Here is a 26,977-nt window from a genome sequence, read left to right on the forward strand (position 1 = left end):
GTCTTGCCCCCGTCAATGGCTTTTCGGTCCGGACGATGCCGGGGGCAGCCTGCCGCTATTTGGCACCCGCTATTTCCCCTTGGCGCCCGGTGGCTCCAGGGTGACCTCCTTGAGGTCGTCGCCGCTGACGACGACGATCGAGAAGTTCAGCCGACCGCGTTCACGGACCAGCCCGCCGCTGATGGCCTTGCCCGCGGCGGCACGCTCGGCGACGCGCACGGCATCGGAGAGGCGGTGCCTGATCGCACCCAGCGCTGCGAGGTTGCTACGGTCCTCGCGGTCGAGCTCGGTGAGGGGCAGGGCGGCTTCCCCGCCGACCAGTTCGCCGGTCGAAGCATTGATGGTGTGGCGCCAGATCCGGTCGTTGTGCAGGGTCTTCACCCGGTAGACCGGCACGCCCGAGCCGCCGTCGAAGCTCACATCGGCAGTGGTGGCGCCGGCATGGCGGGCTTCGGCAATCGCCATGGCCTGGCTGATCGTGATCGAGGAGCTGCGGAATCGCTCTATTTCGCGGCTGACTGCCTGGCGGTCCGCTTCGGCATCACCATCTGTGTCGCTGTGAAGCGCGGTCGGCGTGCTCGCGGTCACGACAGCCTGTGCCGGCGCGGCGATGAGCAGCGCGGGCAATGCGATCGCAAGCAGGTGCGAGGTCCATCGTTTGGCAGTCGTCATGCTCGAAACCCTCGGCCAGCGAGTGTGCCGGATGATCGTAAAGAATTCGCGGCCGGCCTTGGGCATCGGCCGGCCGCGGAGCGCCGCGGCAGGCTGTACCCGGCGCGGCGATCTGGGTGATACGGGCCTCCTTTGGGGCTGGTGAAAAAAGCGGTCCGCATCGCCTTATAACTAAACCATACCGTATCGTTTTATTTCGGTCAATGACGCCGCATCGTCGCCCCTTGGGGAAAGCACGCAAGCTCACGGAATTGTCAGCGGGAGGAGCGGCGCCGTGGCGCGAGTTTCGAGGTGTCCTGGACGCGGTCGGCAGGCCCCAGCGCGCCGGCCAGGAACAGCTTGATCGCCGCGCGCATGCGCTTCTCGGCAGCCTTCAGCTCCAGCGCCGTTCCGAACGTCGCCATACGATGGGTGTGGCCGACGACGACGTCGAGGAACACCTCGGCTGCGATGGTGGTGTCGTCGACATCGAGCGCGCCTTGCGCCACCAGATGGTCGAAGAAGCGCGCCGTGGTGGCGACGGCCTTCAGCCAGCCTTCCTCCTTGCCGAGCTTGGCGACGTCGGGGAAGTTGATCGCCTGTGCCGTCATCATGCGGCTGAAGGCGACGGCATCCGGGCCGCAGGTGAAGGTCAGCATCTCGCGTCCGATCTCGACCAGCCGCTGCTCGACCGGGATGTTCGAGGCGCTGGAGAGCTGCGTCTCCGCCGCCGCCGACAGCGGCGCAAGCCAGCGCTCGATCTCGCGCCTCAGCACGGCCGCGAACAGGCCGCGCTTGTCGCCATAGCGGGAATAGACGGTGGGCTTGCTGACCCGCGCAGCTTCCGCGACCGCATCGAGCGAGGTCGCATCGAAGCCGCGATCAAGGAACAGGCGGGTGGCGACCTCGATCAGCCGCAGATCGCGCTCGATCGCAGCAGTCTTCGTCGGCCGGCCACCGCGCGATTTCGGTACCTCGCGCCGTGGCGCTGCCGGTCTTGTCCTGGTCGCAGTCAATCCCATGCCCAATGATTCCTGCGCGGTCGTGATATCGGTCATTCGCTCTATATCGCGCAGGAGCGGAATCGTCATCGCGAATCTGGCCGAATTGGCCATATCGTCAACGGTTTCGGTATTGCCTCGTTCCGTCACGAGGGATCACGGCAGGGTTGAGGACCAGGCCTGGCCGGATGCAGCCTTCTCGTATCCGTACTGATACAGCGCCCGCATATAGCCGGTATCGAATCCTTCCGACGGCGGGGCGGGATAGTCGCGCGCGATGTAGGAAAGATGGAAGCCCAGCCGGTTGCGCTTGGCGAAATCGTAGGTCGAGAAGATGATCGAGCGCGTCTGCGATTGGGTGATCGCCGACAAGCTGCGTGAAGCGACGTCGATGGTGCCATTGGACACCAGCTCGAAATTGCGTTCGATCTTCTTGTTGACGAGGATGTAGATGTCCATCCTCGCATTGCCGGGCAGACGGCCGCTCTGGAACAGCAGAGCTTCCGGCAAGGTCAGCACCGGCGCGGTCACGCCGCCGTCGACATGCATCTCCTGAAACTTGCGGCCCCCGCCTTCGGCGTCGATCATGATGGGCGGAAACACCAGGGGAATGCTGGCGGAGGCTGCCATCACGTCGCGAAACAGCTTGAGCGCCTCGGGCGTTCCGACCGCGGCAATCCTGCCCATGTCCCAGATCGCGGTGCGCTGCGTGTCGAGATCGGTCGTCACCACCAAGAGCCTGCGGCCCTTGGCATTCTCGCGCGCGACCTGCGCCATGATCTCGGGTCCGACATAGCGTGCGACGAGCTCGCGCAGCCTGGTGTTGCCGAATAGGCCGGATCCGAACAGCACGCGCATGATGCTGGGATCGTTCAGGAGACTCTCCGCGATACCGCTGGTGTAGACCTCCTTCAGCGTGTCGTCATATTGCGGTCCGAGAAACGCGAACGGTGCGATCAGGCCGCCGGTGCTGACGCCCGAGACGACCGAGAAGCTGGGGCGGGTTCGGGTCGCGGTCCAGCCGGCGAGCACGCCGACGCCGTAGGCGCCGTCAGCGCCGCCGCCGGAGAGCGCCAGATAGGTTCTCGTGGCAGTGCTGTTGTCCTTCTCGAAGCTGAACTTGGTGACCGGCTCGTCGGCGTAGCGCCGCAGACCCTCGATATCGAGCACGCGCGACGTGCTCGCCTCCGCGGCGGTATAGGGCGTGCGGGGCAGGGAGGTGCAGGCGCCGAGCGCCAGGCTGCAGATCAGGAGCACTAATCCGATCAGGCCGACACCAGTCTGCCTGATCCGGTCACGCGAGGAGACGGATGCGTCGGTCGAACACGAAGGGTACGGCATTGTCGGTGGCTGGCGATCACGCATCTACCGCCGCCGGCAAGTTCGCCGCGGCATCTCGTCCAGCCCCGCGCACAAAACTACACTGTATCGTTTCGTTTGACAAGGGCGCGGCGCACGATCCTTGTGTGGTCGGTGTCCCAGTCTGATGCAAAAACCGGCCCCAGCGCGGTCGGCGGGTTGATCAGCCTGCTCCGACACGCAATAAGCACCGCCATGAATCCCGACAATGACCTTCCCAATCACTTTGAGTTGCTCGCCACCGACGGGGCCGCGCGCACCGGGCGGCTGACCACCCCGCATGGCGTGGTGCGGACCCCGGCCTTCATGCCGGTCGGCACCGCCGGTGCCATGAAGGGCATGCACTGGCGCGAGGTGCGCGATGCCGGCGCCGACATCGTGCTCGGCAACACCTACCATCTGATGCTGCGTCCAAGCGCCGAGCGGATCGCGGCGCTCGGCGGCTTGCAGACGTTCACAGGCTGGAACGGACCGATGTTGACGGATTCCGGCGGCTTTCAGGTGATGTCGCTGGCGGATTTGCGCAAGGTCAGCGAGCACGCCGTCACGTTCCGCTCGCACATCGACGGCGCCAAGGTCGAGCTGTCGCCGGAGCGGTCGATCGAGGTGCAGCGTTTGCTCGGCTCCGACATCGCCATGCAGATGGATGAATGCGTGCGGTTGCCTGCCGAGCGCGCCGACATCGAGCGCGCGATGCAATTGTCGCTGCGTTGGGCGGAGAGAAGCAAGCGCGCCTTCGCGAGCGCCCCGGATGGCTACATGCTGTTCGGCATCGTGCAGGGCGGCGACGTGCCCGAGCTACGCCACGCGAGCGCGCAAGGCCTGGTCGGGATCGGCTTCCATGGCTATGCGATCGGCGGGCTCGCCGTCGGCGAACCGCAGGCGGTCATGCTGGCGATGATCGACGAGACCGCGCCGCTGCTTCCGAAGCAGCGGCCACGCTATCTAATGGGCGTCGGCACGCCCGATGACATCCTCGAAGCGGTGAGGCGCGGCATCGACATGTTCGACTGCGTGATGCCGACCCGCAACGGCCGGCACGGCGTCGCCTTCACGCGCCACGGCCAGGTCAATTTGCGCAACGCGCGCCATGCGGACGATCCGCGTCCGCTCGATGAAGAGAGCTCATGGCCGTCGACGCGGAACTGCGCGCGCGCCTATCTCCATCATCTCGTCAAGGCGGGCGAGACGCTGGGCGCGATGCTGCTGTCCGAGATCAATGTCGCGTACTACCAGTCCCTGATGCAGGGCATCAGGGACGCGATCGCACAAGGAAATTTCGAGGAGTTCTATCAGCGTACGCGCGCGGACTGGGCGAGGGGCGATATCGCCCCGCGCTAGATCAATGGTCCAAACTCAGTTGCACACGAGCCGCCGCTTCACGGCATGCTTGGTCACGAAGCCGTAGCCGCAATTGTCGCACGTCCAGAGATAGCTGATGATGTGGTCCGAGACGTAGGCAGACGCTTCAGCGGCGACCATGGAGTCGGCGCAGACGGGACAGGTCGGCAACTCGCTGCAACGCGGATCACGCCTTAGCGCTACGGTCGACATCACTTCAGCAACCGCTGACATCGTGGTGACCTCCCTGCTTTCTAGACCTAAGTCTAACATAAGCAGAATCAGTTGACGAGGTCGCAACACAAATGCGTTGGTTTTCTGCTAATTAAAGCTCACGCGATTTTGCGATGCAGCGTATTTAACATGTGCTGCATTGCCGCTTGCGCGTCGCCGCAAGCTGTCCGTAACTGCGCAAGGCCGCGACAGACGTGCAGATCGTCGCCACAGGGAGTTCATCATGGACGCATCGTCCAACACGGGTGCAGCGCACCAACCCGGCCGTGGCCGGATCTATGACTCGATCGTCGATGCGTTTGGCAACACGCCCATCGTACGCTTGCGCCGGCTGCCCGGTATGCACGACGTGAACGCGACCATTTTGGCAAAACTAGAATATTTCAATCCTGCCGCGAGCGTGAAGGACCGTATCGGAGCGGCCATGATCATCGCGATGGAGAAGGCGGGCATCGTCAAGCCGGACACCGTGCTGATCGAGCCGACCTCCGGCAATACCGGCATTGCGCTCGCCTTCGTGGCGGCCTCCCGCGGCTACCGGCTCAAGCTGGTGATGCCGGAATCGATGTCGATCGAGCGACGCAAGATGCTGGCCTTTCTCGGCGCGGAGCTGGTGCTGACGCCGGCGGCGCAGGGCATGAAGGGCGCCATCGCGGCCGCCGAGGAGCTCTTGAAGACGACGCCGAATTCGGTGATGCCGCAGCAGTTCAAGAACCTCGCCAATCCGGAGGTGCACCGCCGCACCACCGCGGAGGAGATCTGGAGCGACACCGGCGGCAGCATCGACTTCTTCGTGGCCGGCGTCGGCACCGGCGGCACGATCACCGGCGTCGGCCAGGTGCTCAAGCCGCGCAAGCCGGGCTTGCGTGTGGTTGCGGTCGAGCCGGAGGAGAGCCCGGTGCTCTCGGGGGGACAGCATACTCCCCACAAGATCCAAGGCATCGGTGCCGGCTTCGTCCCTGACATCCTCGACCGCTCCGTGATCGATGAGATCGTGAAGATCAACTCGACCACGGCGATCGAGACCTCGCGCGCGCTGGCGCGGCATGAGGGCATTCCGGGCGGCATCTCCTCAGGCGCTGCGATCGCCGCCGCGCTCGAGATCGGCAAGCGGCCGGAAGCTTCCGGGAAGACCATCCTGGCGATCGTGCCGTCCTTCTCCGAGCGGTATCTTTCGACGGCTCTGTTTGAGGGAATCTAGGACATGGCGGATCAAACGAGACGGCCGCGCACGCTGGGCGATGCCAGGACCGAGGCCGAGGCGGCGTTCAAGAAGGTAACGGCCAAGGTCGCCGCCGCGCCGCCCAAGCAAAACGCCGTGCCCGGCATCAAGGAGCAGGTCACGCTGCGCATCGACCAGGACGTGCTGGAGTTCTTCCAGGAGGGCGGTCCCGGCTGGCAGGATCGCATCAACGAGGCGCTGCGCAAGGTGGCAGGGAAGTAGGCTCCGACCGGACACGTCCGACCAGCGGCGTCTCTCCGCAGACTGTGACATCCGTTTGGCGCACATCTCTATCATCGTCGTTGCGAGGAGCTCTTGCGACGAAGCAATCCAGGCTGTCACCGCGGAGAGATTCTGGATTGCTTCGTTGCGCTCGCAATGACGGAGTACGCGGCAGCATCATCGCACCAACGAAAAAGCCCGGCGCGAGCCGGGCTTTTTGCATTGTCGATCTCGTTTCGACTCAACGACGGAACATGCCGCCCATCATGCCGCCGACGACGCCGCCGACGAAGGCCGCACCGGCAGCATCGCCGGGATTGCTGCGTGGCTGGGGAGCCGGTGCCGGCGCGCTGCTCTGAGCCGGGGCGGTGGCGGCGCGCCGAGCCGGCTTCTGGCTGCCGTCGCTCGCCGTCGCCGGGGCAGCCACGATTTCCGAGAGCAGGGCCTTGTGCTGGTGCTTGTTGAGGTAGCCTGACGACGGGTAGCCGCGCGCCGTCTGCCAGCGCTTGAGCACGGACCGCGTTTCGTCGTTGAATACGCCGGTCTGGTTGGTGTCGAAGCCGAGCGCCGTGAGTCGACGCTGCACGTCGCGACGCTTGTTCTTGTCGAGACCGATTTGGTCCTCGGTCACTTGGGTAGCCTCATCCGTGAAGGTGGCGGGATCGACGCCGGCATTGAGCGTGCGGGTCGCGGTCGAGGGGCCGCTCTTGATCGCCGCCAGCCGCGCCAGCGCCAGCGCCTTGAACTGGCCGTTCGGGTAAGCGGTGAGGTAGGCATTGAGCTCCTCGGCCTTGTTGGACTCCTTGACCGAGCGCCAGTATTCGAGCTCGACACCGTCCGAGCTTCCGGTCGCCGCCGGCACGATGCCGGTCGCGGTCGGGGCCGCAGCGGCGACCTGGGTGGTCGGCGCCTGATTGAGATAGACGGAGCCGGTCAGGTTGGTGTGGCCCCAGGGCAGCTGGCCCTTGCGGGTCTCTTCATTGACCTGAGCGCGCACCGACGTCATGGCCTGCTGGATCTCGACGCCAGGCTTGGTGATGTTGTCGATCAACGCCCGCGTGAACGGGCTGTTGTTGCCCTCCTGGCCGTCGAGTGCGGTCTGGCCCGGGCCGGTGGCGAACGCAATCAGCGTGCCTTCGCCGGACTTCATCTCGGCGAGGCCGCTCTGGACGTTGACGCTGCGCGTCGCCGAATTCGACTTGATCTTGGCGGCGAACGGATTGTCGCGGCAGGCATCGAGGAAGACGAGCTTGACCTTGGCATCGCCCATGGTCTGCTCGAGAGTCAGGTCGATATTGATGGCGGCGCCCAGCTTGACGTCCATCTCCGACTTGATGTCGGCGTCGACGGGTAGCAGGTAATTGGTGCCGCTGACGGCGATGCCGTGGCCGGCATAATAGAACAGCGCGATATCGGAGCCTTGCGCCTTGCGGCCGAAATCAAGCAGCTTCTCGGTCATCTGGTCGCGGCTGAGATTGGAGCCTTCGATCACCTCGAATCCGACATTGCGCAGCGTGGCCGCCATCGCCTTGGCGTCGATCGGCGGGTTCGGCAATTGTGCGACATTCTTGTAGGAGCCGTTGCCGACCACGAAAGCGACGCGGCGGTCAGCCTTGGCGGCACTGACCGACAGCGCAATGCACATCAGCGAAGCGAGGAGGGTGAGATAGCGCATTCTGAAATCCCCAGAATCGAATTGCAGGCAGCAACAGATCGGCAACGAACCTACACGAAGTGCCCGACTTCGCGCCACCAAAACGGCAGTCCGTTGCGTTCAACCCGCTGCTGTGTGGCCGAATGTGCACGATGGAGTGTCGCTCCAACGTGATCCAAATCACACGGCCACTTGGTTTTGTCGCGCGAGGCGGCGCGAGGTTCACCTAGCGCGGGCAGGAACCGACGAAGCGGGCTTCAAATTGAGTAAATTGCCAAACAGGATCAGCGCGGCGCCGAGCACGGTCCAGGAGTCGAGCCGCTCGGAATACAACAGCCAACCGGCAGTTGCAGTCAGTGGAACCCGCAGGAAGTCCATCGGAACCACGATCGTCGCGTCGGCGTAGCGCATCGCACTGGCCAGGCAATAATGTGAGAACGTGCCGCAGACGGCGATCACGCCGACCCAGCCCCAGACATAGAGCGACGGCCAGGTCCAGACCATCAGCGTCGGAATGAAGCCCGCAACCGACTGCACCACCAGCATCCAGAACAGGATCGAGAGCGCGCTCTCGGTGCGGGTCAGCGATTTGACCAGCGCCATCGCGACGCCAAATCCCATGGCGGCGCCAAGCGCGATGACCTGCCCTGGATTGATCTCCCCGGTCGAGGGGCGGACAATGACGATAACGCCGACGAGGCCGAGCACGATGGCGGCGATCTTCCATGGCGTCATCCGCTCGGACAGGAAGCTCGCCGCGAGGACGGCCGTCCAGATCGGCATGGTGAACTCGATTGCCACCACCTGGCCGATCGGAATCAGTGTCAGTGCGAAGAACCAGCCGAGCTGGGCAACATAGTGCACCAAATTGCGGCCGACATGCTGCGGCAGGCGCGATGTCTTGAGCACCCTCCAGCCGCCGGCGCGGTAGATGATCGGTGAGAGCAAGACGAAGCCGGCCAGCGACCTCATTTCCATGATCTGAAAAACATTCAGCTCGCGCGTGGTCTCGCGCCCGGCCACCGCCATGATCAGCATCAGCGACAGCCAGCCGGCCATCCACAGTGCAGCCATCATTTTCGACGGTGTGGTGCTCATCTGCGGCGGATGTGGACGGATAGGAGGGGCGGCCGGTATCGGCGACATTGCCGCCGTTTGCAACGGCCAAATCTGTGGATGCAGCGATGCTGGGCTGCATGCTAAGGCAATCAGCGAACAACGACAAAGATCGGGAGGCATTGCCCATGCGCATCTTGCAGCCGGCCGAGTGGAAAAAACCGCGCGGCTTTTCCCATGGCGTCGTGACCGAGGGGCCGGGCCGGTGGGTGGTACTCGCCGGCCAAACCGGGGGCGACGAGGCCGGCAGTTACGATCCCGACATGGCAGCCCAGGTCGCGACGGCGCTGAAGCGGATCGTCAAGCTGCTGGCCGAGGCCGGTGCCGGCCCCGAGCACATCGTCCGCCTGACCTGGTACCTGACCAGCCGCGCCGAGTACGAAGCGGCAGGTGCCGGCATTGGCGCGGCCTGGAAGGAAACGCTCGGCCGCAATTTTCCGCCCTCGACGCTGCTCTATATCGGAGGCCTCGTGGACGAGCGTGCCAAGGTCGAGATCGAGGTCACCGCGTACGTGCCCGGCCCATAAAAAAATCGATCCGGCGCGGGCGCCGGATCGACTGTCGCGTCAACTTGCGTCTTATTTCGACATCGAGATGTTCGCGCCGCGGAACTGACTGTCCGCGCGCATCGTGACGTTCTGCTTGTTGCCGGACGTCTTGAGAGAGATGTTGGCGTTGAAGCCCGCGGTTGAGGCCACCAGCTCGTAGCTTCCGCCGCTGCCGCGGCCCTGGAGCGAACCGGAGATATTGCGGCTGGTCTCAGACCAACTGCCTGCAATGGCGCCGCCTTCGGCCTTCACGTTGGCGCCGAGGTTGAATTTGTAGGCATCGCTGGCGCAGGTCAGCGACATCTCCATGGTCGGTCCGATCGGAGCGTATTTGGCCCGGCAGCGGATCCGCTCGGTCGAGCCGTCATCCAGCGTAACCGTGCCACCGCCGCTCCAGCTGCCCGCCAGCGGGGCGAACGGGCCGGACTGGGCCTTGCTTTGGGTGGTAGCGATCCCCGCCGTAAACAAAACGGCGGCCGCAATCAGCAGCCGCCGGTTCCGGGCGCGAGCCTCAATTGGTTTATTGACGCGATGCTTCCCACCGCCCGCTGCACGGTATGCCTGCAGATGCTCCATTCCACTTCCCCGATCCGGCGTTGCCGCTGAGTTGACCGTTGGCATATGCACCATTGATCGAAACTTTCACAAGTCCCCCGCTGCCGATGGTGCCGGAAACGTTAGCGCCGGGCGCGGTGATCTTGCCGTCGGCAACCGTCAGCATCGAGCTTGCGGTCGGCTCGCACGAACCGCTCTTGGTCACGATGGTGACTTGCCAATTGCCGTCGTAGGGATTTTGGGCGAAGGCGGGGGCGGCGAGGGTGCCAGCGAGAACTGGGGCGGCACAGAACACCGCAATGCGACCAAAACGCATGAATTCGTCCTTGAATGTGTCTGAGTTGCTGACGCTTATTCGGACGAAATGTGACGGAAATTTGTTGCGATGCCAAAGCGAAAATTGTTCCTTTGGGAACAATGGTTTATTTGCGCTTTTGGCTCCAATTTCCGAAGCAGAATCAAGAGCGCCGCACGTTAAGGGTAAACGTCAGGACGACTCGGAAAGAGCTTGCTCCAGGAGACTTCGGCTCAGAGGACTGGCTCAGAGGGGCTTGGCTCAGGAGAGACTTGGCGCGGAGGTCGCGAACTGCTCGTCCTGGACTTTGGCGGGTAGCGCCTTGTGGACCTTGGCGTAATCGATCACATCGGCCAGCAGCTTGAGCCCGAGCGGCGCCAGCGCGCGCTCCCAAAGCTCTCGTGCAGTCTCGCCCTTCTTGACGAAGCACCAGTCCTGGGCGGCGATCGCGCCGGCATCCATGCGGTCGGCGAGATGGTAGATCGTGCCGCCGGCGATCGGGTCGCCTTCCTTGATGGTCCATTCCACCGCGGCCTTGCCGCGGTGGCGCGGCAGCAGCGATGGATGATAGCCGATCCCGCCGAGCCTGGCGGCGGCGAGCGCATCCTTGCCGATCCTGGCATGGCTGTGCGCTGTGATGATCAGATCGGTGTCCGGGGCGATCTCGGAGGCCACCACCAGCTTGGGATTGGCTTGCACCTGCACCTCGATGCCCGCCGCCTTGGCCGCCGCGGCAAGGCGGTCATCGGCGTCCGCCACCACGACCCGGACGACCGAGACGCTGTGCTCCCGGAGCATGTTCAGGGTGGTCACGCCAAAATGGCGGGAGCCGACGAGGGTAATTCGCATGGGTGTCCGATCCGTCTCGCATCTGCGTCATCCCCCGATAACACGTCCGCGTGCCCTGTCACCACCCGCACAGCGTTTGCGTGGGTTATCAACAATGCGCCGGGCGCCTAGCGTTGCCTGGGGCCCTGCTTCGTCGACGAGCGCCTGTAGCGGTTCCTGTGTTTCGTTCTTAACAGAGATGCGTCCGATCAGCTGATAAAGGTGCGCCAACCGGGGGCTGGCGATATTTCAACCCGCATCCGTTTTCGAACCCGGCTTTGGCCGCCGGCGGCCTTTTCACGCCGCGCCTCACGAAGTCATCGGACGGTAACACGATCTCAACCAGCTTGGCGTATCGACGAATCCGTCGCGGATTTGTATTGCGTACCGCGACATCGAAATCGCCTGCCTGCGTGGGCGCGCCGCCGGGCCTTTTCGCCGGGACAGATCTCATGCCGAACGCGATCGAGCAGATCGTCGACGCCTATGTGCGTCTGAAGAACCGCCGTGGACTGGACGAGCTGATGATGCACAGGCAGCGGCTCGCGGTCGATCTGAAGAGCCGGTCCGGCTATGATTTCAGCCTGCCGATCGGTCAGATCGACGAGGAGATCGCGATCATCGAGGCGGGGCTCGGCCGGCTCAAGGCGGATAAGTCCACGATCTAGACGTCGGCATCGTGCGCGATGCCGGCGTTGATGCATTGTCGCAGTCCGAGCCCGGTTCATGCGGGGGTCAGGCCAGCCATGCCTCAATTGCCATGTCGTTTCGTGGGACGCGAATCCTGATAGGCTTGTCCCCGTGATTTGGAGGAATCGTCATGATCGAACTTGCGCTGGCCGGCCTGCTTGCGTTTGCAACCGTGCCTGCGGCGCCGACAGCGCCCATGGTGGAGCAGGTTCAGTTCAGGGGCGGTCCGGGCGGGCAATGTCCGCACGGCTACGATTACAACCACTCGAATGGCCGCTGCTATCCCAACGACCGTCACGCGCCGGGTGTCTACACCGGGGGCCACGGCTCTGGCTATGGGCGCCGTGGTGGCCTGTGCCCGCACGGTTACGACTATAATTACTCGACAGGCGAGTGCTACCCAAATCGTGCGCACGCGCCCGGCGCTTACGGTCACCCTCAATATTATGGACAACGCGGCGGGCTGTGTCCGCACGGCTACGATTACAATTACTCGCTGGGACAGTGCTACCCGAACAGGGCACGTGCGCCGGGCATGTATGGGCGGTAGTCATCGCCGTGCTGAGGCGGGCGCGCTCAGTCGCGCCGGCCGCCGTCGATCACCGTGAACAGCGGCCGCGCCGGGGTGGGTTCGACCAGCAGTTCCTCCACCAGTGCGGTTGCGGCATCGACATACTTTCGGGTCGGCTTGTCGAGAGGGCGCTTGGCCTCGTCGTCGAGCGCGACTTTTGCGGCCTCGACCAGCTTGCGCATGCGCGCGGCATGGTCGTCGCCCGCGGTCAATGTCGCGCGCGCCAGCGAGCGCAGCACGAACAGCTCGCCCTCGAGGCGGAGCAGACGGTCGTTGAGCCTGGTCAGGACGGCGTTAAGATCGGCCATGGCGTTCGAAGCGGAGGATCCGTCCTGATCTAGCCGCGATCGGTGAACGGAGTGCAAACGGCGCCGGCGCAATTCGGCGGATCCGGCGTCAGCGCAGGCGGCTTACCATTCGACGCCGGCCCAGCGCCGCCCGAACACGGGCGGCCTCGTCTTCACGGCCTGCCAGCCGAAGAAGTGGTGCTTGCCGGACCAGGCATGCACGATGCCGCTGCAGATGCCGCATTTGAAGCTGCCGCTGTGAGCCTCGCTGTGCTCCTCTCTGGTCGCGGTGTAGTTCATGCCGCAACTCGCACAGGTGAATTGTTCGATCGTCCAGATGCTGTTGGCCATGGCCCAGAATGCATTTCGGTGACTGCGGATGGAAGGTAGTCACCAGCATTTGCAGCGGCGTAAACCGGCGCGGGGAAATCCGGTTAACCCGCGTTAGCCAAGCCGGGTTGGGACGGACGATGCGGTATCCGGCACCCGGTCGTCTTGACGCCAGATGCGTTGCTGGCAATAACGGCTGAGCCCGCAAGCGCGGAAGTTGCGTTCATGCCGCAAGGAAAGCTGTGCCCGTGAAAAGCCTCCGTCAGTTGCTGACGGGCGAGGACGTCATCCAGCTCGTGATCCGCCTCGGCCTGCTCGCCCTGCTGATCATCTGGACCTTCCTGATCATCCGCCCATTCGTGCCGATCCTGGCCTGGAGCGGCGTGCTGGCGGTCGCGTTCTATCCGGCGTTCAGCTGGGTTGCAAAGATCCTGGGCGGCCGGCCCAAAATCGCAGCAGCAATCCTGACCCTGGTCACGCTGGGTATCGTCATCGGTCCGGCGACCTGGCTCGGCATCAGCGCGGTGGACGGCGTGCGTGAGCTGGCGCACCAGCTCGGCACCGGCGACCTCGTGCTCCAATCGGCGCCGGAGCAGCTCAAGTCCTGGCCGCTGGTCGGCCCCTGGCTCTACGAGCTCTGGGATCAGGCCTACAACAACGTTCGGACGGCGGTGCGCGAGGTGGCGCCGTATCTTCAGCCGCTGGCCGGCCCGCTGCTCTCGCTCGCGGGCGACGCCGGCCTTGGCACGCTCCAGTTTCTCGTCTCCGTGTTCGTGGCCGGCTTCCTGTTTCCGCATGGGCCACGCCTGGTCGCGGCCGGCCGCAACTTCCTGTTTCGCATCGTGCCGGAGCAAAGCGAGCATTTCCTCTCGCTCGCCGGTGCGACCATCCGCGCCGTGGCGCAGGGCGTCATTGGCGTGGCGATCGTCCAGGCGCTGCTCGCCGGAATCGGCTTCAAGCTCGCCTCGGTGCCGAGCGCGGGCCTCCTTGCCTTCATCGTGCTGCTGCTCTCGATCGTGCAGATCGGTGCTTTCCTGGTGCTGCTGCCTGTGATCATCTGGATCTGGACCGCCAAGGACGTCACCACGGCGCTGCTGCTCACCGTGTTCCTCGTCCTGGTCGGCTTCATCGACACCATGCTGAAGCCGCTCGTCATGGGCCGTGGCCTGACCACCCCGACCATCGTGATCTTCGTCGGCGTGATCGGCGGTACGCTGGCCCACGGCATCGTCGGACTGTTCATCGGACCGATCATCCTGTCGGTGGCCTGGGAAATGATGATGGCCTGGATCAGGACCGAGGACCGGGCGGAGGCGGGGAAGGGGTGATCTCGCGCCCGCCAGCGCAGTGTCAGCCGCCCATGCCGGATAGCTCGTGGCCTGTGATCAAGGCGCGTCGCTAACTTGTCTGTTCGACTAGACAAGTTACCATTGGGTCGATTCTGTTTTCGACAACGGCAGCAATGGCAAAGTCTTCCAAGCTGGTTGCCGCCAGGCGCGGCAAGGTATTGTTGGTCAGACGCCGGTCGGACGGCCTTTGGATGTTTCCGGGCGGCCGCAAGCGTGCGCGCGAGTCGGAGAAGGACTGCCTGCGGCGCGAGATCAAGGAGGAATTGCCTAAGCTGAAGCTCGGCAGGATCAGCCTCTGGAAGGAAGTGAAGGCGAGGAACAAGCGCTCCGGCCGCAAGATGAGCGACGCGATCTTCATCGCCAAGTCCGCCAAGGGCAGGCTGGCGATCGGCGACAAGAAGGAGATCGACCGCGCCGCCTGGCATAAGCCCCGCGGCATCCGCCTGACGGCGACCTCGCGCTACATCCGCGACCGCCTGTTTCCGCGCAAGCGGCGGCGAAGCTGAGCCGCTAGTCCTCCCGCGTCGCCGATCGCGTCCTGCCGGCAAATCTCCTCGACTGCGCCGCCGCCGGCTCGGGTGCGGCGAGCTTCGCGGCCTGGAGCTCCCGCATCTCCTTGCGGACCTGGCGCGCACTGCGCATTGCCCGCTTGATGAAAGGATGCTGCGAGTCCTCGGCGAAGAACAGCACGACTTCGCAGCTCGGACATTGCCTGGAATAGCCGTCCTGCAATCGGCCGGCGCGATCGCGAAACACGTTCTTGCACCGCGTGCACTGAACCTGGACCGAACTCATGCGCGGATGACAATCACTTTGAAATGGATCGTCAGCTGATCCGAAATGTCTGAAGAAAGCTTGAATGCCGGCGTGTGGCTGGATGCCGCCAGATATCGCCGAGCCAGCAAGGCGTGTGAACCAGTTCACAAGCGCGCGGCGAAACCGCTGCTATGAAGACGTCATTGCTTAACCGATTCATTTCGAACGAAACGCCCCAGCGTGGCTCCAAGCGCTGGGGCTTTTTCGTGCCTCCATTCTCACAGCCAAGAGCAGATCGAAAGGGATCGCGCCGCCGTCTCGAACGTTGTTGAGGAGGGGTGCGTTCGCAGGGCAAATCCCATATGCATGGCGCCGAGCTGCCGATTCGAGGGGCAAGGCGGCTCGCATTCAGTTTGCGGCGGTTCAAGAGCAGAAACGGGTCCAAGTGAGGCTTTCCACGAAGGCAAGGGTGGCCAAGAAGCCGCCGAAGAAGAGCAAAGGATCGCAGCGCGCCACGATCTCGTCTTCGTCGCCTGTCGGCATGATGGCCCTTCATCTGCTTGCACAATGGAAGCAGTCCGGACGCAGCGGCATCGTGTTTCTCGCCGAGAGCGAGAACAGGGCGGAGCGGCTCGGCAGCGTCATTCACGCGCTCGACCCCGCCTGCGAGGTGCTGGTGTTTCCGCGCTTGAACACCTTGCCGTTCGATCAGCTGGAGCCCTCGCACGAGCTCGCGGGGCGCAGAGCCTCCGTGCTGAGGCGTCTTGCGAAATCCAAGAAGCCCGTGTTTCTCGTATCGACGGCGGAAGCGGTGATGGAGCGCATGCCGCCGCCGGCCAGCCTGTCGCGCCTGAGCCTGAGCTTGAAGGTGGGCGGCACGTTCTCCGAGCAGGAGCTGGAGTCCCGCCTCCAATCCCTCGGTTACGATCTCGACGATGAGCCGGACTATCCGGGCGGGGCGCTGTTCCACGGCCAGACCTTCGAGATATTTCCCGCAGGCGCGCTGGGGCCGTTCCGGATCGAGCATTCGCAGCACACGATCAAACGGATCGTGGCCTTCGACCCGCATGAGCACAGGATCATCTTCGAGACCAAGGAGCTGCTCGTCGATCCCATGTCGGAGCGGCTCGGCCTTGCCGGCAAAGGCGGCAAGCGCGCCAGCCTGTTCGATTATTGCGCGGGCGCCAGATGGATCGCCGATGCCGGCGTGCCGTCGCATGCCGACGGATGGCTCGATACGATCGAGGAGGCCGCGCCCCGCAGCGAGCGGGAGCGCGAATATCTCGGGCGCAGCGATTGGAAGCGGCTCTCCAAGGGCATCAAGGTGCTGCCGCGGACGGCACCGTTCCAGGCCATCCCGGAATTTTCGAAGCTGACATCCTCCCGGAAGGCGTTGCGCGGCTTCGTCGAGGAGACGCGCCGGGCCGGGTCGCGGCTGATCCTCGTTGCCGCGCACGAGGACGATCTGCGCGTGATGGAGCGGATGAGCGGCGTCAAGGCGGAGCGCTGCGAAGACTGGGAGGAGGCGGCGCGCGGGCGGGGCGGTGAGATGGCGCTGCTCGCCGATCTCGATGCCGGTTTCGTCGTGCCGGCGAAGAAGCCTCTGGTCGTGGTGACGGCGTCCGACGTGCTCGGCAGCCGCGCGCATCATCCGCAGCCGATGGCGCGCGCCTGGAGCGCGGCCTTCGACCATGCCGATGCGCCGGAGCAGGGCACGGTGGTCGTTCATCTCCAGCGCGGCCTTGCCGTGCTCGACGGCCTGCAGACCGTCAACACCGGCGGCGGCGCGATGCGCGAGATGATCCGCCTGAAGTTCGCCGGCGACAATGCGGTGCTGGTGCCGCCGCCCGATCTCGCCTTGATGTGGCCTTACGCCGCCGAGCTCGGGAGGCTTTCGCTCGACAAGGCGGACGGCAGCACGTGGTGGGCGCGCCGCAGCGAGGCCGAGCGCGAGATCCAGATCGCCGGCAAGGCGCTCGCCAAGCACATCAGCCAGCGCCGGCGGCGGCGCGGCGAAAAGCTGGTGCCGCCGGGATCGGCCTACGAGAAGTTCGTCGCGCGTTTCCCTTACTTCACGACGATCGACCAGGCCCAGGCGATCCGGGACGTGCTGGATGATCTCGCATCCGGCCATCCGATGGATCGGGTGATCTGCGGCGACGTCGGCTTCGGCAAGACCGAGGTCGCGCTGCGCGCTGCGGCCGCGGTGGTGCTGTCGGGCAAGCAGGTTGCGGTCGCGGTGCCGACGACGGTGCTGGCGCGCCAGCACGTCGCGACGTTTCAGAAGCGCTTTGCCCCGTTCGGCATCGAGGTCGGCAACCTCTCGCGCGCGACATCGGGCGCGGCGCTGCGGGAGACCAGGGAGGGCCTGCGCAGCGGCCGGATCAAGGTCGTGATCGGCACGCAGGCGCTCACCGGCAAGGACGTCAGGTTCGACGATCTCGGCCTCGTCATCGTCGACGAGGAGCAGCATTTTGGCGCGGCGGAGAAAGCCAAGCTCGCCGGGCTCGCCAAGAACGTCCATGTGCTGATGATGAGCGCGACGCCGATCCCACGGACGCTGGCCGCCGGCCTTGCCGGCTTCCGCGATCTCAGCGTGATCGCCTCGCCCCCGGTGCACCGGCTTCCGGTCGCGACCCGGATCGCGCCGCTGTCGGATGCGGCGATCGCCTCGGCGCTGCTGCGCGAGCAGCGCCGCCACGGCCAAAGCTTCCTGATCTGCCCGCGCATCCAGGATCTCGATCCCATGCTGGCGCGGGTGCGGGCCGTCGCGCCTGACCTGCGCATCGTCTGCCTGCATGGCAGGTTGGCGGCGGACGAGATCGACGATCGCATGATGAGCTTCGTCGAAGGCCATGCCGACGTCCTGCTCGCGACCAACATCGTCGAGAGCGGCCTCGACATTCCCCGCGCCAACACCATCGTGGTGTGCTGGCCGGAAAAGTTCGGCCTCGCTCAACTGCACCAGCTGCGCGGACGCGTCGGCCGTGGCGGCATCCGCGCCTTCGCGCATCTCTTGACCGAGACGGAGTCCGGACAATCCGAGAAGCGCCTCGCCGTGCTCGAGGAGTTCAGCCGGCCGGGCGCGGGCTTTGCCATCAGCGAGCGCGATCTGGATCTGCGAGGCGCAGGCGATTTGTTCTCGGAGCAGCAATCCGGCCACGTCCAGGTGTTCGGGCCGGTGCTCTACAGCCACCTGCTGAAAATGGCCTCGGAGAAGAGCGACGAGCAGCTGTGGGTGCCCGACCTCAACCTGCCGGTCGGGGACATGCTGCCCGAGAGCTACGTGCAGTCCGAGCCGGTGCGGCTCGAGCTCTATGCCCGCGCCGCACGATGCAACGATGAGGACGATCTCGACGACCTCGAGGAGGAAACCTCCCGCCGCTTCGGACCCTTGCCAAAGCTCGCGCGCGACTTCTTCGCCGCGGCCAAGCTCAGGATCGAATGCAAGCGACGCGGCATCATCCGCCTCGACGTCGGCCCTGAAGCTGCCGCCGCGACGTTCCTGCCCGGACGCCTGCGCAAGTCGCGCGGAAAATCGCTGCAACGCGACGGCGACCGCGTCGTCTATCACAGCCCGGTGCGTGATGCGCCGTTCGAGCTGGTGGAGGAGCTGTTCGAGCTGCTGGATGAGGGGTAGGGGCTTGCGCGTTCGTCAGCGCGCACAACCGCGAATTCGTAGCGGAAACCCTGCTTCACTATTATAGTTAATTTGGGCGTGGCGAAGGAGATCGTCCGATGTCACATGCCATTCGTCCAGTGATTGCCACGATTGTCGCAAGCTCATGTCTGTTGGCCCTGGTGCAAGCAGGCGGCGCAAATGCCGGCTCCGCCGGAGCGGGCATGGGAACGGGGCAGGGTAGCGCTGGCGGCTCGGCGCCTTCTGGAATGGGGACGAGTGCGGGCAATGCAGGTCCCTCAGCTCCCCCAGGGATGGGGACGAAGGACACCGCGCCCGGCGGAGATCTGCGCACCAACAGCGGAGCGACCAATTCGAACGTCCAGCCCGCCACGCCTGCGAGGTCGCGGGCGGCAGCTCAGGCCGCGAGAAATGCCGGGGCTGGTCACGCTCAAAATGGCCTCCCGATCGGCGCGATTGGCAGCGGCACGAGCAATGAAGATCAAAAGGCCGCTGGTTCGGCGTTCTCCCAAAGCAGATTCCGACCGGCAACACAGGCTCAAGGAAACGCCAGTGTTGGTTCAAATCGTCTGTCAGGGAGAGGCTCGAGCCTTTCGGACCAGATCAGTCGGCCGCGAGCCGCACGAGCTGGAGACAAGGTGCTGGATGCCAAGGCCCAGGTCGAGCGACGAACGACTGTGTCGCCCAAACGCGTTACGAGCCCGATAGGACCAGGTTTGTAATCTGCGAGCGACGGGGGAACAGGTCGATTCGGTGCATCGCGCTCTCCAAAGGAATGTGGCGCTCGCGTTTGAGCGGACGCACGAGCTGTTCGAGTTGCTGGACGAGGGGTAAACCGGAAAGTGCGAAAACAACCCCATGCACAGTAGCTATGTGCTTGTGCGATAAGGCGTTCTGCATCGGCGCGTCCATCGCGGCCGAGGTTGGCCCAAGCAAGCGTGGTCCACGACCCGGATCAGGCCTATCGTGCCGGGTCCGTGACGGAGGCGCCGTCACTTGGCCGTTGATTTGTCGGGCAAAACAGTGGCATTATGCCAACTTCGGAAAATCCGTTGCTGGCATGGCTGTTGCCGGTGCGCGGCGAGGAGCTTGCACCGGATCCGTAATCAGCCCGGGGTTGCCGGGCCGTCCGCCGTCCGCGCCGCTAACGCGGAATTAATCCAGAAAGCCGACAATTTTAGGCAGTTGTGTATGGGTGCTGCGTAAGCGGATCGTCGCGAGGCGTTCCAGGGGCGGCTTCCTGTTGCTCGCTCCATGGGGGTCAGTGCAAATGACCACGTCCTTCGAAACGCCAAGCTTCGCCGAAGAGCTCGACGCCGTCGCCCTTGCAGACGCTGCAGGCGCGCAGGAGCCCGCAGGCCCGGAAGCTGAAACGCCGCCAATCACGCCCCGCCGCAAGACGATCCTGCCGCTGGCGGTGTGTGCGCTCGCCATCAACGGCGCGGCGGCCATCTATACGTCGCCCTCCGGCATGCCGTCATTGAATGTTACCAGCCTCGCCGAACTGCTGCCGCGGCAGGAGGCACCGGCACCGAAGCCGGATCCGGTCGTCACCGCGCTGAAAGAGATCCAGTCGGCCCAGCAGCAGCACACGGCTTCGCTGCAGGAGAACAACCAGACCCTGCAGCAGAATGCAGCCCTGCTGCAGCAGGATTCGCTGGTGCTGCTGTCCCTGCGGCAGAGCATCACGGAGGAGCGGGTCGACGTGAAGAAGATCTCGTCGCAGCTCTCCACGCTGATCGCCAAGGTCGACTCGCTGCAGAATGTGATGATGTCGGACGTGACGTCGTCCGTTCGCAGAGCGAATGCGCGCTACGGACTGTCCGCCGCGATGCGCAAGCGGCTGGTGCGTGAGCCCAAGCCGCTGGGGCCTCTGGGCCCGGTGTCGATCGGAGGGGCGCCGCTGAGCGTCCCGGCTGCGGTGGCGGGGCCGGAGAGCTGAGGATGCGTCTTAGCTAGGCCGCTTCCTCCTCGAACGAGGTATAGACCCGGCCTGTCGGATCAACGACCTGAACGTCCCAGCATCCGTCCTGGACCAGCTCTCGGGCCTTCTTGAGGGCCGCAGCGAGTGAGGACCGCTTGAGATTGACGACGCCCGCCGTGTCGAAACCGTTGATTTCAAACATGCCGTTCCTCCGGTTTTGGGGAAGCGTACACGTTTCCGGGGCGATGTCAGCGGGTTTGTCAAAGTTTCAGTTGCTGGGCCTTGGCCTCCAACCGTATTCCTGATGGGAAATCGTGGCGGTGATGTCGGCCTCTTTGTCTGCCGAGAGGCGCCAGGCCGCCACTCCGAAGCACAACGTCAGGACCAGGGCCGTCGCAAGCAGAAGCATCGAGACGAAATGGCTCACGCGCGTCACCAGCGGTTGGAAGCTACGAGAGAGCGAACACGGGTTGCCGATTCGAAAAATACAGACGGGCTGACCTAAAGCCCTGGTTTCCACATCAGTCACACAGGACCAAAGGCGCTCACGATCCCGATCGTGATCGGGACCAGCGCGACGATTGTCCATAAGGCGGGCGAGCTGGAAGACAGACCGGCGAAAAAGATCAAGAGACCGAAGCCCACGAGAGCCGCCGAGATGGCATAGGCGAGTGCTTTTTCCATCGTTCGATCCGCGAGGAAACGGGATGGATTGCGCCTGTAGGACTCACCGCCGGTCGAAACGTTCCTATGCTGAGCTGGATTGGCCGTGCATCAGCATTTCTTCAGCTCCGCTCAGCATGTCGACCACCACCGCGGCTCCGAGCTGTCGAATACTTCGCGCTTGGCTGGATCGGTAGCCAAGTCGCGGATCAGGGCGCGTTCGGCCGCATCTTTGCGAAGTTTCTCGATCTGCGCCAGATAGTCCTTCATTGGCAACTGGCTCCGTTTGCGCAAACAAAACGTACAAGCAATGTGCGAAAGCGAGCAGAAGTGATTGCCGATTTTTCCTAGTCTTCGATGGCTTTGGCCTTCCCCAAGGTCCAAGCACCTCCAGCGGCCCCGGCCTCACACCCCAAAAGCCCCCCACGGTCGGGGCCGTCATTGGATCGCAGCCGTGACGCCTGCCCCTGAACGTTCGCGGATGGAGGAGCCGAGTCGCATCGCTCGAACTGCGACAACGGCGCAGCACTGTTCAAAGGAACTGGCTCCATGCCTCTGCATTCCTCGATTGCATGATTTTCCCACTTTTTGGTCGGCTCGGGTGACGGAGGGGGTACATGGGCACTTTCGATCACACCGCTGTTCTGAAGCAGCGTTTCGATGAGCTTGCTTCTGGGCTTTCCGAATTGGAAGACCTGCGCTCGCGCGTAGTCGCAGCCGAGCAAATGCAAGAGAGGCATAGTCACGAGGGCAAGCCGCCCCCGACAATTCGCAAGGGTGCCAACCCTAAATCGCGATCAGCAGAAACCGATCGGCCAAAGAGGCGCTAGGCGCGGCCCCCGTGCCACGCTTCAGAACGAGGGCCGCCGCTCTGGATAGCGGTCCTACCTGGTTACCATAGGTCCGACATGAAACTTGCCAGCCCTGGTAACGACAGGTTCGTCCGGGAGGGATGTTCCTGCATCAACAAACGTGAATCCAAAGGAACGGCCCCGGGCGTCCCGGGGCTGGCTGCGGACACACCGAGGCCGCCCGACGCACCACTCAGCGTGGCACGCCGGGTGATATCGTCTGCTCAAACATTCGAGCTGGGTGTCTCAAAAGATACCGTTCAGAATTAAATCTTCGAGGTCTAGGCCAGAACCAGCCCCGACGGCAACGCGAACGGTGGCCGGTGAACACGTTCGAATGCGGCGCCCGAGAAAGTGGACCGCAACCTTGGAGGCCCGCCGGTTCACGCCCGCGAGCCACCCCCATTCGCCGCACGCGGTTTCTCCGCGCGCGAGGGCATCAGCAGAAGTAGCAATTGTTCAGCTCGCTCCTTGGTCAGATTGGCCGCCATGTCGGTCCCGATCAGTGCTGGGCCCCTGCGTTCTCGATCGTAGACCATCCAACCCTTGCCGCCCATGCGAATGAAGAATCGGCTTTGCAACGGAACCTCGTCAGTCAATGAAGCATGCTCCCGATTCGCCCAGCACCTCTCAGAAGCGGCATTCTTCTTTGTAGCTTCATTCGCATATGTGAATCGTTTCGGGAAAAAGTGGTAATTGGTCGGGTTTTCGTTCACAGTTGAGTGCACTGTCACCGTAGTTTTCAGCGGTTTTGGCAGATCCGGTGGGCGGGCTGCTTGGAACGCCTCGCTTGACTTCACGACCGTGGTCACGCGCCAGCGGGCGTTGAGTTCATGGGGAAGCCGATGATGCAGTGTGCATCAACCGGCGAAGGTTCGGCCTTCCTGCGTCAGCTCGAAGCTCTCGCCATTTGCGTGGAGCAAACCCGCCGCGACCATTTGCTTGGCTAATGACAGGCTGCACACCGGATGCGAGCCGCCCGGATGATACAGCCGCGCGCCCCGCGCGATCAGGTGCCCATACAGCAGAGCGAGCCGCAGCGGCTTGATCATCCCGGGCGAGATATTTGGCATTCCTGCCAAAGCGTGCGGAAGGCCCTTCGTTCCTGCGTGGAGTCGAACGACTGACAATTGTCAGTCTGCGGAGCATGACCGCGGCTGGCTGCAGCTAATCGCCCGCGAGCGACTGCATCGCTTCCAAGAGGCGTTCAAGCCCGAACGGCTTCTGGAGCATGATGCTCCCGGACACCGGACGCGGAGCGGCGTGCGTATAGCCGGTCGCGTAGATCACAGGCATGCGCGGATTGGATTGCCTGCACTGGATGGCGACATCCCAGCCCGTCAGCGAACCTGCCAACCTGATGTCGGTGAACAAGAGATCGGGTGTGGCTTCGGCACAAAGCTCGAGCGCGCGCTCGCCGCTATCAGCTTCCATCACCTCATGCCCGTGAGTTTCCAGGATGTCGACCACCACGTCCCGGATCAGGTCTTCGTCTTCGGCTACAAGAACCCGCAAGTCTCCCTCCAGTCGCGCTCTTCGTCCACGACGTGAGGACCATGCGCAGAAAACGTAGTGCCGGCTGGTCGGGCCGCCTCGGCCAACGAGCCAGCGAGACTCAAGCTGGAACGGGTGGCCTTTGTTCCTGCCCTCCTGGTGAGCCGGACGGCATTTCGATTTTTGCTACTTGATTTTATTGGTGAGCGCGCTGGGGCTCGAACCCAGGACCCCGTGATTAAAAGTCACGTGCTCTACCGGCTGAGCTACGCGCTCCCATGGCCGCTGATGGCTAAGATAAGAGATCGCCATCGTGTTCGGACATTCGAGAGGCATGTCTTGCCGCTTCGCCTAGAGATCGCGTTGCGGGGAAAACCGGCTGTTTCCGGATCATGCCTTCGGCCCGCGCTGTGTAGGGGGAGTGGCTGCCGAGGTCAATAGTGCGGGTGGTTGCCGAAGATCGCGGCAGGAGCGGGGATTGGCCTGGGCTATCCGTCGCTTAGGCCAAAATTCTCACCTCGATTGGCGGCCGGCCATCCACGCCGAAGACCTCGTGACTTCAAAGCACGAGGTCCGAAGACCGGCGTGGAGCAGGATCAGTTCGTCTCCCGCCGCACCTCGCTCGGCACCGGCTGCGGCGTTGCGCTCGGGTGGGGCAGCGCGACAGGGCGCAGGCCGATCAGCTCGGCGGTGCGGATCGCGCTGTCGCGCCAGAACTGGAACGAGTTGATGCGGCTGAGCTCGAGGATGGCGATGGCGACCGCGGCGAGGAACGGCAGGCTCTGCAGCACCAAGACGCCGGCGAAGATGTAGATCTCGGTGATCTGCTTGTAGCTGTTGGTGGCGATCAGCACGCCGGCGCCGACCAGGAGCAGGGTGCCGATCACGGCCTCCCAGAACGCCTGGAACTCGATCGACATGCGGGAAAGGCCGCCTTTGGAGGTGCGGGCGAAGGCGATGTGCTCGGTGATCAGGCCCTGCGCCACCGCGCGCGACACCGTCCATTGCACGCTCATCGCCGCGATCATGGCACCCAGCATCTGGCCGGGCTTGATGGCGACGCGGGCGCGGTACATCGACAGGAAGTGCACCAGCGAGACGATGAAGGCGCCGATAATCGGCAGCGTCAGGATCTTGTCGGGAATGGCGATGTCGGCGAAGGCGACGATCGGCACCCAGATGAGGTTGAGCAGCGCCACGACCACGCCGAGGCTTTCGGCGCCCAGCCAGTTCAGCCAGCCGAGGCCATATTCGCGCTTCTGGTCGGGCGTCAGCCGGCTCGCGCCGGGCAGGAAGCGGCGCCAGTGCTTCTTGACGATCTGCAGGCCGCCATAGGCCCAGCGGTGCCGCTGCTTCTTGAAGGCCTCGTAGGTGTCCGGCAGCAGGCCTGCGCCGTAGCGGGTGTTGGTGTAGTGGGTGGTCCAGCCGAGCTCCTGGATGGCGAGGCCAAGATCGCTGTCCTCGCAGATCGTGTCGCTCGACCAACCGCCGGCCATGTCCATCGCGGCGCGGCGGATCAGGCACATCGTGCCGTGCACGATGATGGCGTTGGCCTCATTGCGCTGGACCATGCCGATGTCGAAGAAGCCGGCATATTCGCCGTTCATGATGTAGTGCATGATCGACAGATCGCCGTCGCGGTGCTCCTGCGGTGCCTGCACGAGGCCGACGCGCGGGTCGGCAAAAGCAGGCACGAGGTCCTTCAGCCAGTCGGGCTCGACGACATAGTCGGCATCGAGGATGCCGATGATCTCGGCATCCGCCGCGGTGCGGTCCATCGCGATCCGGAGCGCGCCGGCCTTGAAGCCCTGCACCTTCTCGGCGTTGATGAATTTGAAGCGTTCACCGAGCGCGCGGCAATGGTCCTGGATCGGCTGCCAGAAGGCGGGATCCGGCGTGTTGTTGATGATGACCACGCATTCGTAGTTTGGGTAGTTCAGCCGCGACAGCGCATCCAGCGTCTGCTTCAGCATCTCGACCGGCTCGAAATAAGCGGGGATATGGATCGAGACCTTCGGGCAGTAATCCTCGGGCACGTTCTCGACCGGCTTGTTCTTGGCGATCAGGCGCTGCGGCGGCCGGCCGAAGGCAACCGCGGCGATCTCGTCGATGCGCGCCATCGCGATGAGGACCAGCGGAACAAGGAGGATCATGCCGAGCGTCAGCGCGAAAGCCGAGCCGAACAGGAAGTAGTGGCCGTTCCAATAGGCGAACACGGTCGCGGCCCAGGCGCCGACGCCGTTGGCGGTCGCCGACAGCAGGAAGGCTTGCCTCGCGGTCGCCTTCTCGATCCGCAGGATCGGCAGCGACAGCAGCACGCCGACCAGCAGCGCGATGCCCATCAGCTTCCAATAGTCGGGGTTTTCGACCGGGCCGGTCCAGGCGAATTTCGGCTCGCCGCTGGCATTGAGGACGCCCCAGTACGGACCGACGCCGCCTTCGAAGAACTTCCAGGGCCGATCGAGGGCTTCGACGATGTTGTAGTCCATGCCGAGCGCTTCGGCGCGGGTGACGAAGTTGCGCAAGGTCAGCGCCTGCTGGAACGGACCCGGGTCTGCGTTGCGCAAATTATAGCCTGCGCTCGGCCAGCCGAACTCGGCGATCACGATGCGCTTGCCCGGGAACTGATTGCGCAGGAGGTTGTAGCGGTCCACGGCCTGGTCGACGGCCTGATCCGAACGGAAATTTTCCCAGTAGGGCAGCACGTGCGCGGCGATGAAGTCGACGCTCGAGGCGAGATCCGGGAAATCACGCCAGATGTTCCAGATCTCGCCCGTCGTCACGGGAACACGGACCGCGCTCTTGACCTTCTTGATCTTGCTGATGAGGTCCTCGACCTTCATCTCGCCGCGGTAGATCACCTCGTTGCCGACCACGATGCCGATCACGTTGCTGTTCTTGCGGGCGAGCTCGATGGCGGCCTTGATCTCCCGCTCGTTGCGATCCTCGTCCTTGTCGATCCACGCGCCGACCGTGACCTTGAGGCCGAACTCGGCCGCGATCGGCGGCACCAGCTCGCTGCCTTCCGTCGCGGTGTAGGACCGGATCGCTCGCGTGAGGGTCGAGAGCTTCTTCAAGTCCGACCGAATTTTGTCGGGGTCGACGTTGAGGTCGACGACATGGCCCGGTTCGAACGGCGTATAGGACAGGCTCGGCACCAGGCCCTTGAAGTCCGGCGCAGGCTCCCTGTCGCGCAGGACTCCCCAACTGCCTGCGTGGAGCGCAGACACGAGCAACAGAACGGCGGCGACAACGCGCATCGCGGCTAAACCAATAGGGGCTGAGGTGGCAGGGAAGCGGATCCGACCCCGAGATCCGACCAAGTCCGCGGCAAAGGGAGCATATCTCTGCCGCGCGGTTTCACAACTGTCATGGCCTCATGTCCTTATGAGGGCA

28 protein-coding genes and 1 tRNA gene are annotated in these 26,977 nt (G+C 64.1%); 9 read left to right on the top strand and 20 right to left on the bottom strand.

From position 1 onward, the window contains the following. Positions 1–69: 69 nt before the first annotated feature. The 3 genes from ABIA45_RS08165 to ABIA45_RS08175 form a co-directional block, all read right to left on the bottom strand. Positions 70–672, bottom strand: coding sequence for a PepSY domain-containing protein (locus ABIA45_RS08165; RefSeq protein WP_192893429.1), 603 nt, complete (start codon positions 670–672; stop codon positions 70–72). Between the two features lie 254 nt (positions 673–926). After that, positions 927–1,673, bottom strand: coding sequence for a TetR/AcrR family transcriptional regulator (locus ABIA45_RS08170; protein ID WP_036012628.1), 747 nt, complete (start codon positions 1,671–1,673; stop codon positions 927–929). A 135-nt stretch (positions 1,674–1,808) separates the two neighbouring features. Beyond that, on the bottom strand, positions 1,809–2,993 hold the full coding sequence (locus ABIA45_RS08175) for a patatin-like phospholipase family protein (protein ID WP_404540987.1): 1,185 nt from the start codon (positions 2,991–2,993) through the stop codon (positions 1,809–1,811). A 213-nt stretch (positions 2,994–3,206) separates the two neighbouring features. Between ABIA45_RS08175 and tgt the strand changes: the two genes are divergently transcribed. Beyond that, a complete protein-coding gene (tgt, locus tag ABIA45_RS08180; RefSeq protein ID WP_404540989.1) occupies positions 3,207–4,352 on the top strand; it encodes a tRNA guanosine(34) transglycosylase Tgt in 1,146 nt (381 codons plus the stop codon). A gap of 15 nt (positions 4,353–4,367) precedes the next feature. Here tgt and ABIA45_RS08185 read toward each other — a convergent pair whose 3' ends face one another. Beyond that, complete coding sequence (locus ABIA45_RS08185) at positions 4,368–4,586, bottom strand: hypothetical protein (protein ID WP_036028144.1); 219 nt, start codon at positions 4,584–4,586, stop codon at positions 4,368–4,370. Between the two features lie 223 nt (positions 4,587–4,809). Here ABIA45_RS08185 and cysK point away from each other — a divergent pair, with 223 nt between their 5' ends. Together cysK and ABIA45_RS08195 are read left to right on the top strand one after the other, a co-directional pair. After that, positions 4,810–5,787, top strand: coding sequence for a cysteine synthase A (gene cysK, locus ABIA45_RS08190; RefSeq protein WP_157286050.1), 978 nt, complete (start codon positions 4,810–4,812; stop codon positions 5,785–5,787). 3 nt (positions 5,788–5,790) lie between these two features. Continuing rightward, positions 5,791–6,030 (top strand): BrnA antitoxin family protein, encoded by a 240-nt coding sequence (locus ABIA45_RS08195; protein WP_157286049.1) that lies wholly within the window; start codon positions 5,791–5,793, stop codon positions 6,028–6,030. A 241-nt stretch (positions 6,031–6,271) separates the two neighbouring features. On the opposite strand, the gene ABIA45_RS08200 is transcribed toward ABIA45_RS08195, so the two are convergent. Both ABIA45_RS08200 and ABIA45_RS08205 read right to left on the bottom strand, forming a co-directional pair. Beyond that, positions 6,272–7,705, bottom strand: a complete 1,434-nt coding sequence (locus ABIA45_RS08200) for a caspase family protein (protein WP_271537932.1) — start codon at positions 7,703–7,705, stop codon at positions 6,272–6,274. Between the two features lie 201 nt (positions 7,706–7,906). Beyond that, positions 7,907–8,782 carry a DMT family transporter gene (locus tag ABIA45_RS08205; protein ID WP_404655627.1) on the bottom strand — a complete coding sequence of 292 codons (876 nt, stop codon included), beginning with the start codon at positions 8,780–8,782 and terminating at the stop codon, positions 7,907–7,909. A gap of 146 nt (positions 8,783–8,928) precedes the next feature. On the opposite strand from ABIA45_RS08205, the gene ABIA45_RS08210 reads away from it, so the two are divergent. After that, positions 8,929–9,327 (top strand): RidA family protein, encoded by a 399-nt coding sequence (locus ABIA45_RS08210; RefSeq protein ID WP_271537934.1) that lies wholly within the window; start codon positions 8,929–8,931, stop codon positions 9,325–9,327. Positions 9,328–9,378: 51 nt separating this feature from the next. Here ABIA45_RS08210 and ABIA45_RS08215 read toward each other — a convergent pair whose 3' ends face one another. The 3 genes from ABIA45_RS08215 to ABIA45_RS08225 all read right to left on the bottom strand — a co-directional run bounded on the left by ABIA45_RS08215 (position 9,379) and on the right by ABIA45_RS08225 (position 11,047). Continuing rightward, complete coding sequence (locus ABIA45_RS08215; protein WP_271537936.1) at positions 9,379–9,924, bottom strand: hypothetical protein; 546 nt, start codon at positions 9,922–9,924, stop codon at positions 9,379–9,381. Continuing rightward, the gene (locus ABIA45_RS08220; RefSeq protein ID WP_197963953.1) at positions 9,869–10,219 is read right to left on the bottom strand and encodes a hypothetical protein; all 351 of its coding nucleotides are present in this window, start codon (positions 10,217–10,219) and stop codon (positions 9,869–9,871) included. The genes ABIA45_RS08215 and ABIA45_RS08220 overlap by 56 nt, the downstream gene beginning before the upstream one ends. 240 nt (positions 10,220–10,459) lie before the next feature. After that, positions 10,460–11,047: a formyltransferase family protein gene (locus ABIA45_RS08225; RefSeq protein ID WP_036012580.1), complete on the bottom strand. Its 588-nt coding sequence runs from the start codon at positions 11,045–11,047 to the stop codon at positions 10,460–10,462. A gap of 431 nt (positions 11,048–11,478) precedes the next feature. On the opposite strand from ABIA45_RS08225, the gene ABIA45_RS08230 reads away from it, so the two are divergent. Further along, positions 11,479–11,694 carry a hypothetical protein gene (locus tag ABIA45_RS08230; protein WP_275509944.1) on the top strand — a complete coding sequence of 72 codons (216 nt, stop codon included), beginning with the start codon at positions 11,479–11,481 and terminating at the stop codon, positions 11,692–11,694. Between the two features lie 598 nt (positions 11,695–12,292). On the opposite strand, the gene ABIA45_RS08235 is transcribed toward ABIA45_RS08230, so the two are convergent. After that, positions 12,293–12,595: a hypothetical protein gene (locus tag ABIA45_RS08235; protein WP_027575377.1), complete on the bottom strand. Its 303-nt coding sequence runs from the start codon at positions 12,593–12,595 to the stop codon at positions 12,293–12,295. A gap of 102 nt (positions 12,596–12,697) precedes the next feature. Then, entirely contained in the window at positions 12,698–12,925 is a 228-nt protein-coding gene (locus tag ABIA45_RS08240; protein WP_157286041.1) for a hypothetical protein, read from the bottom strand. A gap of 227 nt (positions 12,926–13,152) precedes the next feature. Between ABIA45_RS08240 and ABIA45_RS08245 the strand changes: the two genes are divergently transcribed. Together ABIA45_RS08245 and ABIA45_RS08250 are read left to right on the top strand one after the other, a co-directional pair. Beyond that, the gene (locus ABIA45_RS08245; RefSeq protein ID WP_404651659.1) at positions 13,153–14,232 is read left to right on the top strand and encodes an AI-2E family transporter; all 1,080 of its coding nucleotides are present in this window, start codon (positions 13,153–13,155) and stop codon (positions 14,230–14,232) included. Positions 14,233–14,366: 134 nt separating this feature from the next. Then, positions 14,367–14,759 (top strand): NUDIX hydrolase, encoded by a 393-nt coding sequence (locus ABIA45_RS08250; protein WP_157286040.1) that lies wholly within the window; start codon positions 14,367–14,369, stop codon positions 14,757–14,759. 4 nt (positions 14,760–14,763) lie between these two features. Here ABIA45_RS08250 and ABIA45_RS08255 read toward each other — a convergent pair whose 3' ends face one another. Then, entirely contained in the window at positions 14,764–15,048 is a 285-nt protein-coding gene (locus tag ABIA45_RS08255) for a hypothetical protein (protein WP_275509943.1), read from the bottom strand. A 502-nt stretch (positions 15,049–15,550) separates the two neighbouring features. On the opposite strand from ABIA45_RS08255, the gene ABIA45_RS08260 reads away from it, so the two are divergent. Together ABIA45_RS08260 and ABIA45_RS08265 are read left to right on the top strand one after the other, a co-directional pair. Next, positions 15,551–18,649 (top strand): DEAD/DEAH box helicase, encoded by a 3,099-nt coding sequence (locus ABIA45_RS08260; RefSeq protein ID WP_404655629.1) that lies wholly within the window; start codon positions 15,551–15,553, stop codon positions 18,647–18,649. 1,270 nt (positions 18,650–19,919) lie between these two features. Then, on the top strand, positions 19,920–20,591 hold the full coding sequence (locus tag ABIA45_RS08265; protein ID WP_271537947.1) for a hypothetical protein: 672 nt from the start codon (positions 19,920–19,922) through the stop codon (positions 20,589–20,591). A 13-nt stretch (positions 20,592–20,604) separates the two neighbouring features. On the opposite strand, the gene ABIA45_RS08270 is transcribed toward ABIA45_RS08265, so the two are convergent. The 8 genes from ABIA45_RS08270 to ABIA45_RS08305 form a co-directional block, all read right to left on the bottom strand. Then, positions 20,605–20,775: a hypothetical protein gene (locus ABIA45_RS08270; RefSeq protein WP_198399911.1), complete on the bottom strand. Its 171-nt coding sequence runs from the start codon at positions 20,773–20,775 to the stop codon at positions 20,605–20,607. A 323-nt stretch (positions 20,776–21,098) separates the two neighbouring features. Next, positions 21,099–21,257: a hypothetical protein gene (locus tag ABIA45_RS08275; protein ID WP_164936882.1), complete on the bottom strand. Its 159-nt coding sequence runs from the start codon at positions 21,255–21,257 to the stop codon at positions 21,099–21,101. Positions 21,258–21,368: 111 nt separating this feature from the next. Then, complete coding sequence (locus tag ABIA45_RS08280; protein ID WP_404651661.1) at positions 21,369–21,506, bottom strand: hypothetical protein; 138 nt, start codon at positions 21,504–21,506, stop codon at positions 21,369–21,371. Between the two features lie 964 nt (positions 21,507–22,470). Next, entirely contained in the window at positions 22,471–22,899 is a 429-nt protein-coding gene (locus tag ABIA45_RS08285) for a hypothetical protein (protein WP_404651662.1), read from the bottom strand. 48 nt (positions 22,900–22,947) lie between these two features. Beyond that, positions 22,948–23,139, bottom strand: coding sequence for a hypothetical protein (locus ABIA45_RS08290; RefSeq protein WP_246732387.1), 192 nt, complete (start codon positions 23,137–23,139; stop codon positions 22,948–22,950). Positions 23,140–23,254: 115 nt separating this feature from the next. After that, positions 23,255–23,602, bottom strand: coding sequence for a response regulator (locus ABIA45_RS08295; RefSeq protein ID WP_036012559.1), 348 nt, complete (start codon positions 23,600–23,602; stop codon positions 23,255–23,257). Between the two features lie 179 nt (positions 23,603–23,781). Then, positions 23,782–23,857, bottom strand: a tRNA-Lys gene (locus ABIA45_RS08300). A 320-nt stretch (positions 23,858–24,177) separates the two neighbouring features. Beyond that, a complete protein-coding gene (locus ABIA45_RS08305; protein ID WP_404651665.1) occupies positions 24,178–26,841 on the bottom strand; it encodes a glycosyltransferase in 2,664 nt (887 codons plus the stop codon). Between the last annotated feature and the right edge of the window lie 136 nt (positions 26,842–26,977).

The sequence above is a fragment of the Bradyrhizobium sp. USDA 336 genome (assembly GCF_044908355.1).
GTDB classification, from domain to species: Bacteria; Pseudomonadota; Alphaproteobacteria; order Rhizobiales; family Xanthobacteraceae; genus Bradyrhizobium; species Bradyrhizobium yuanmingense.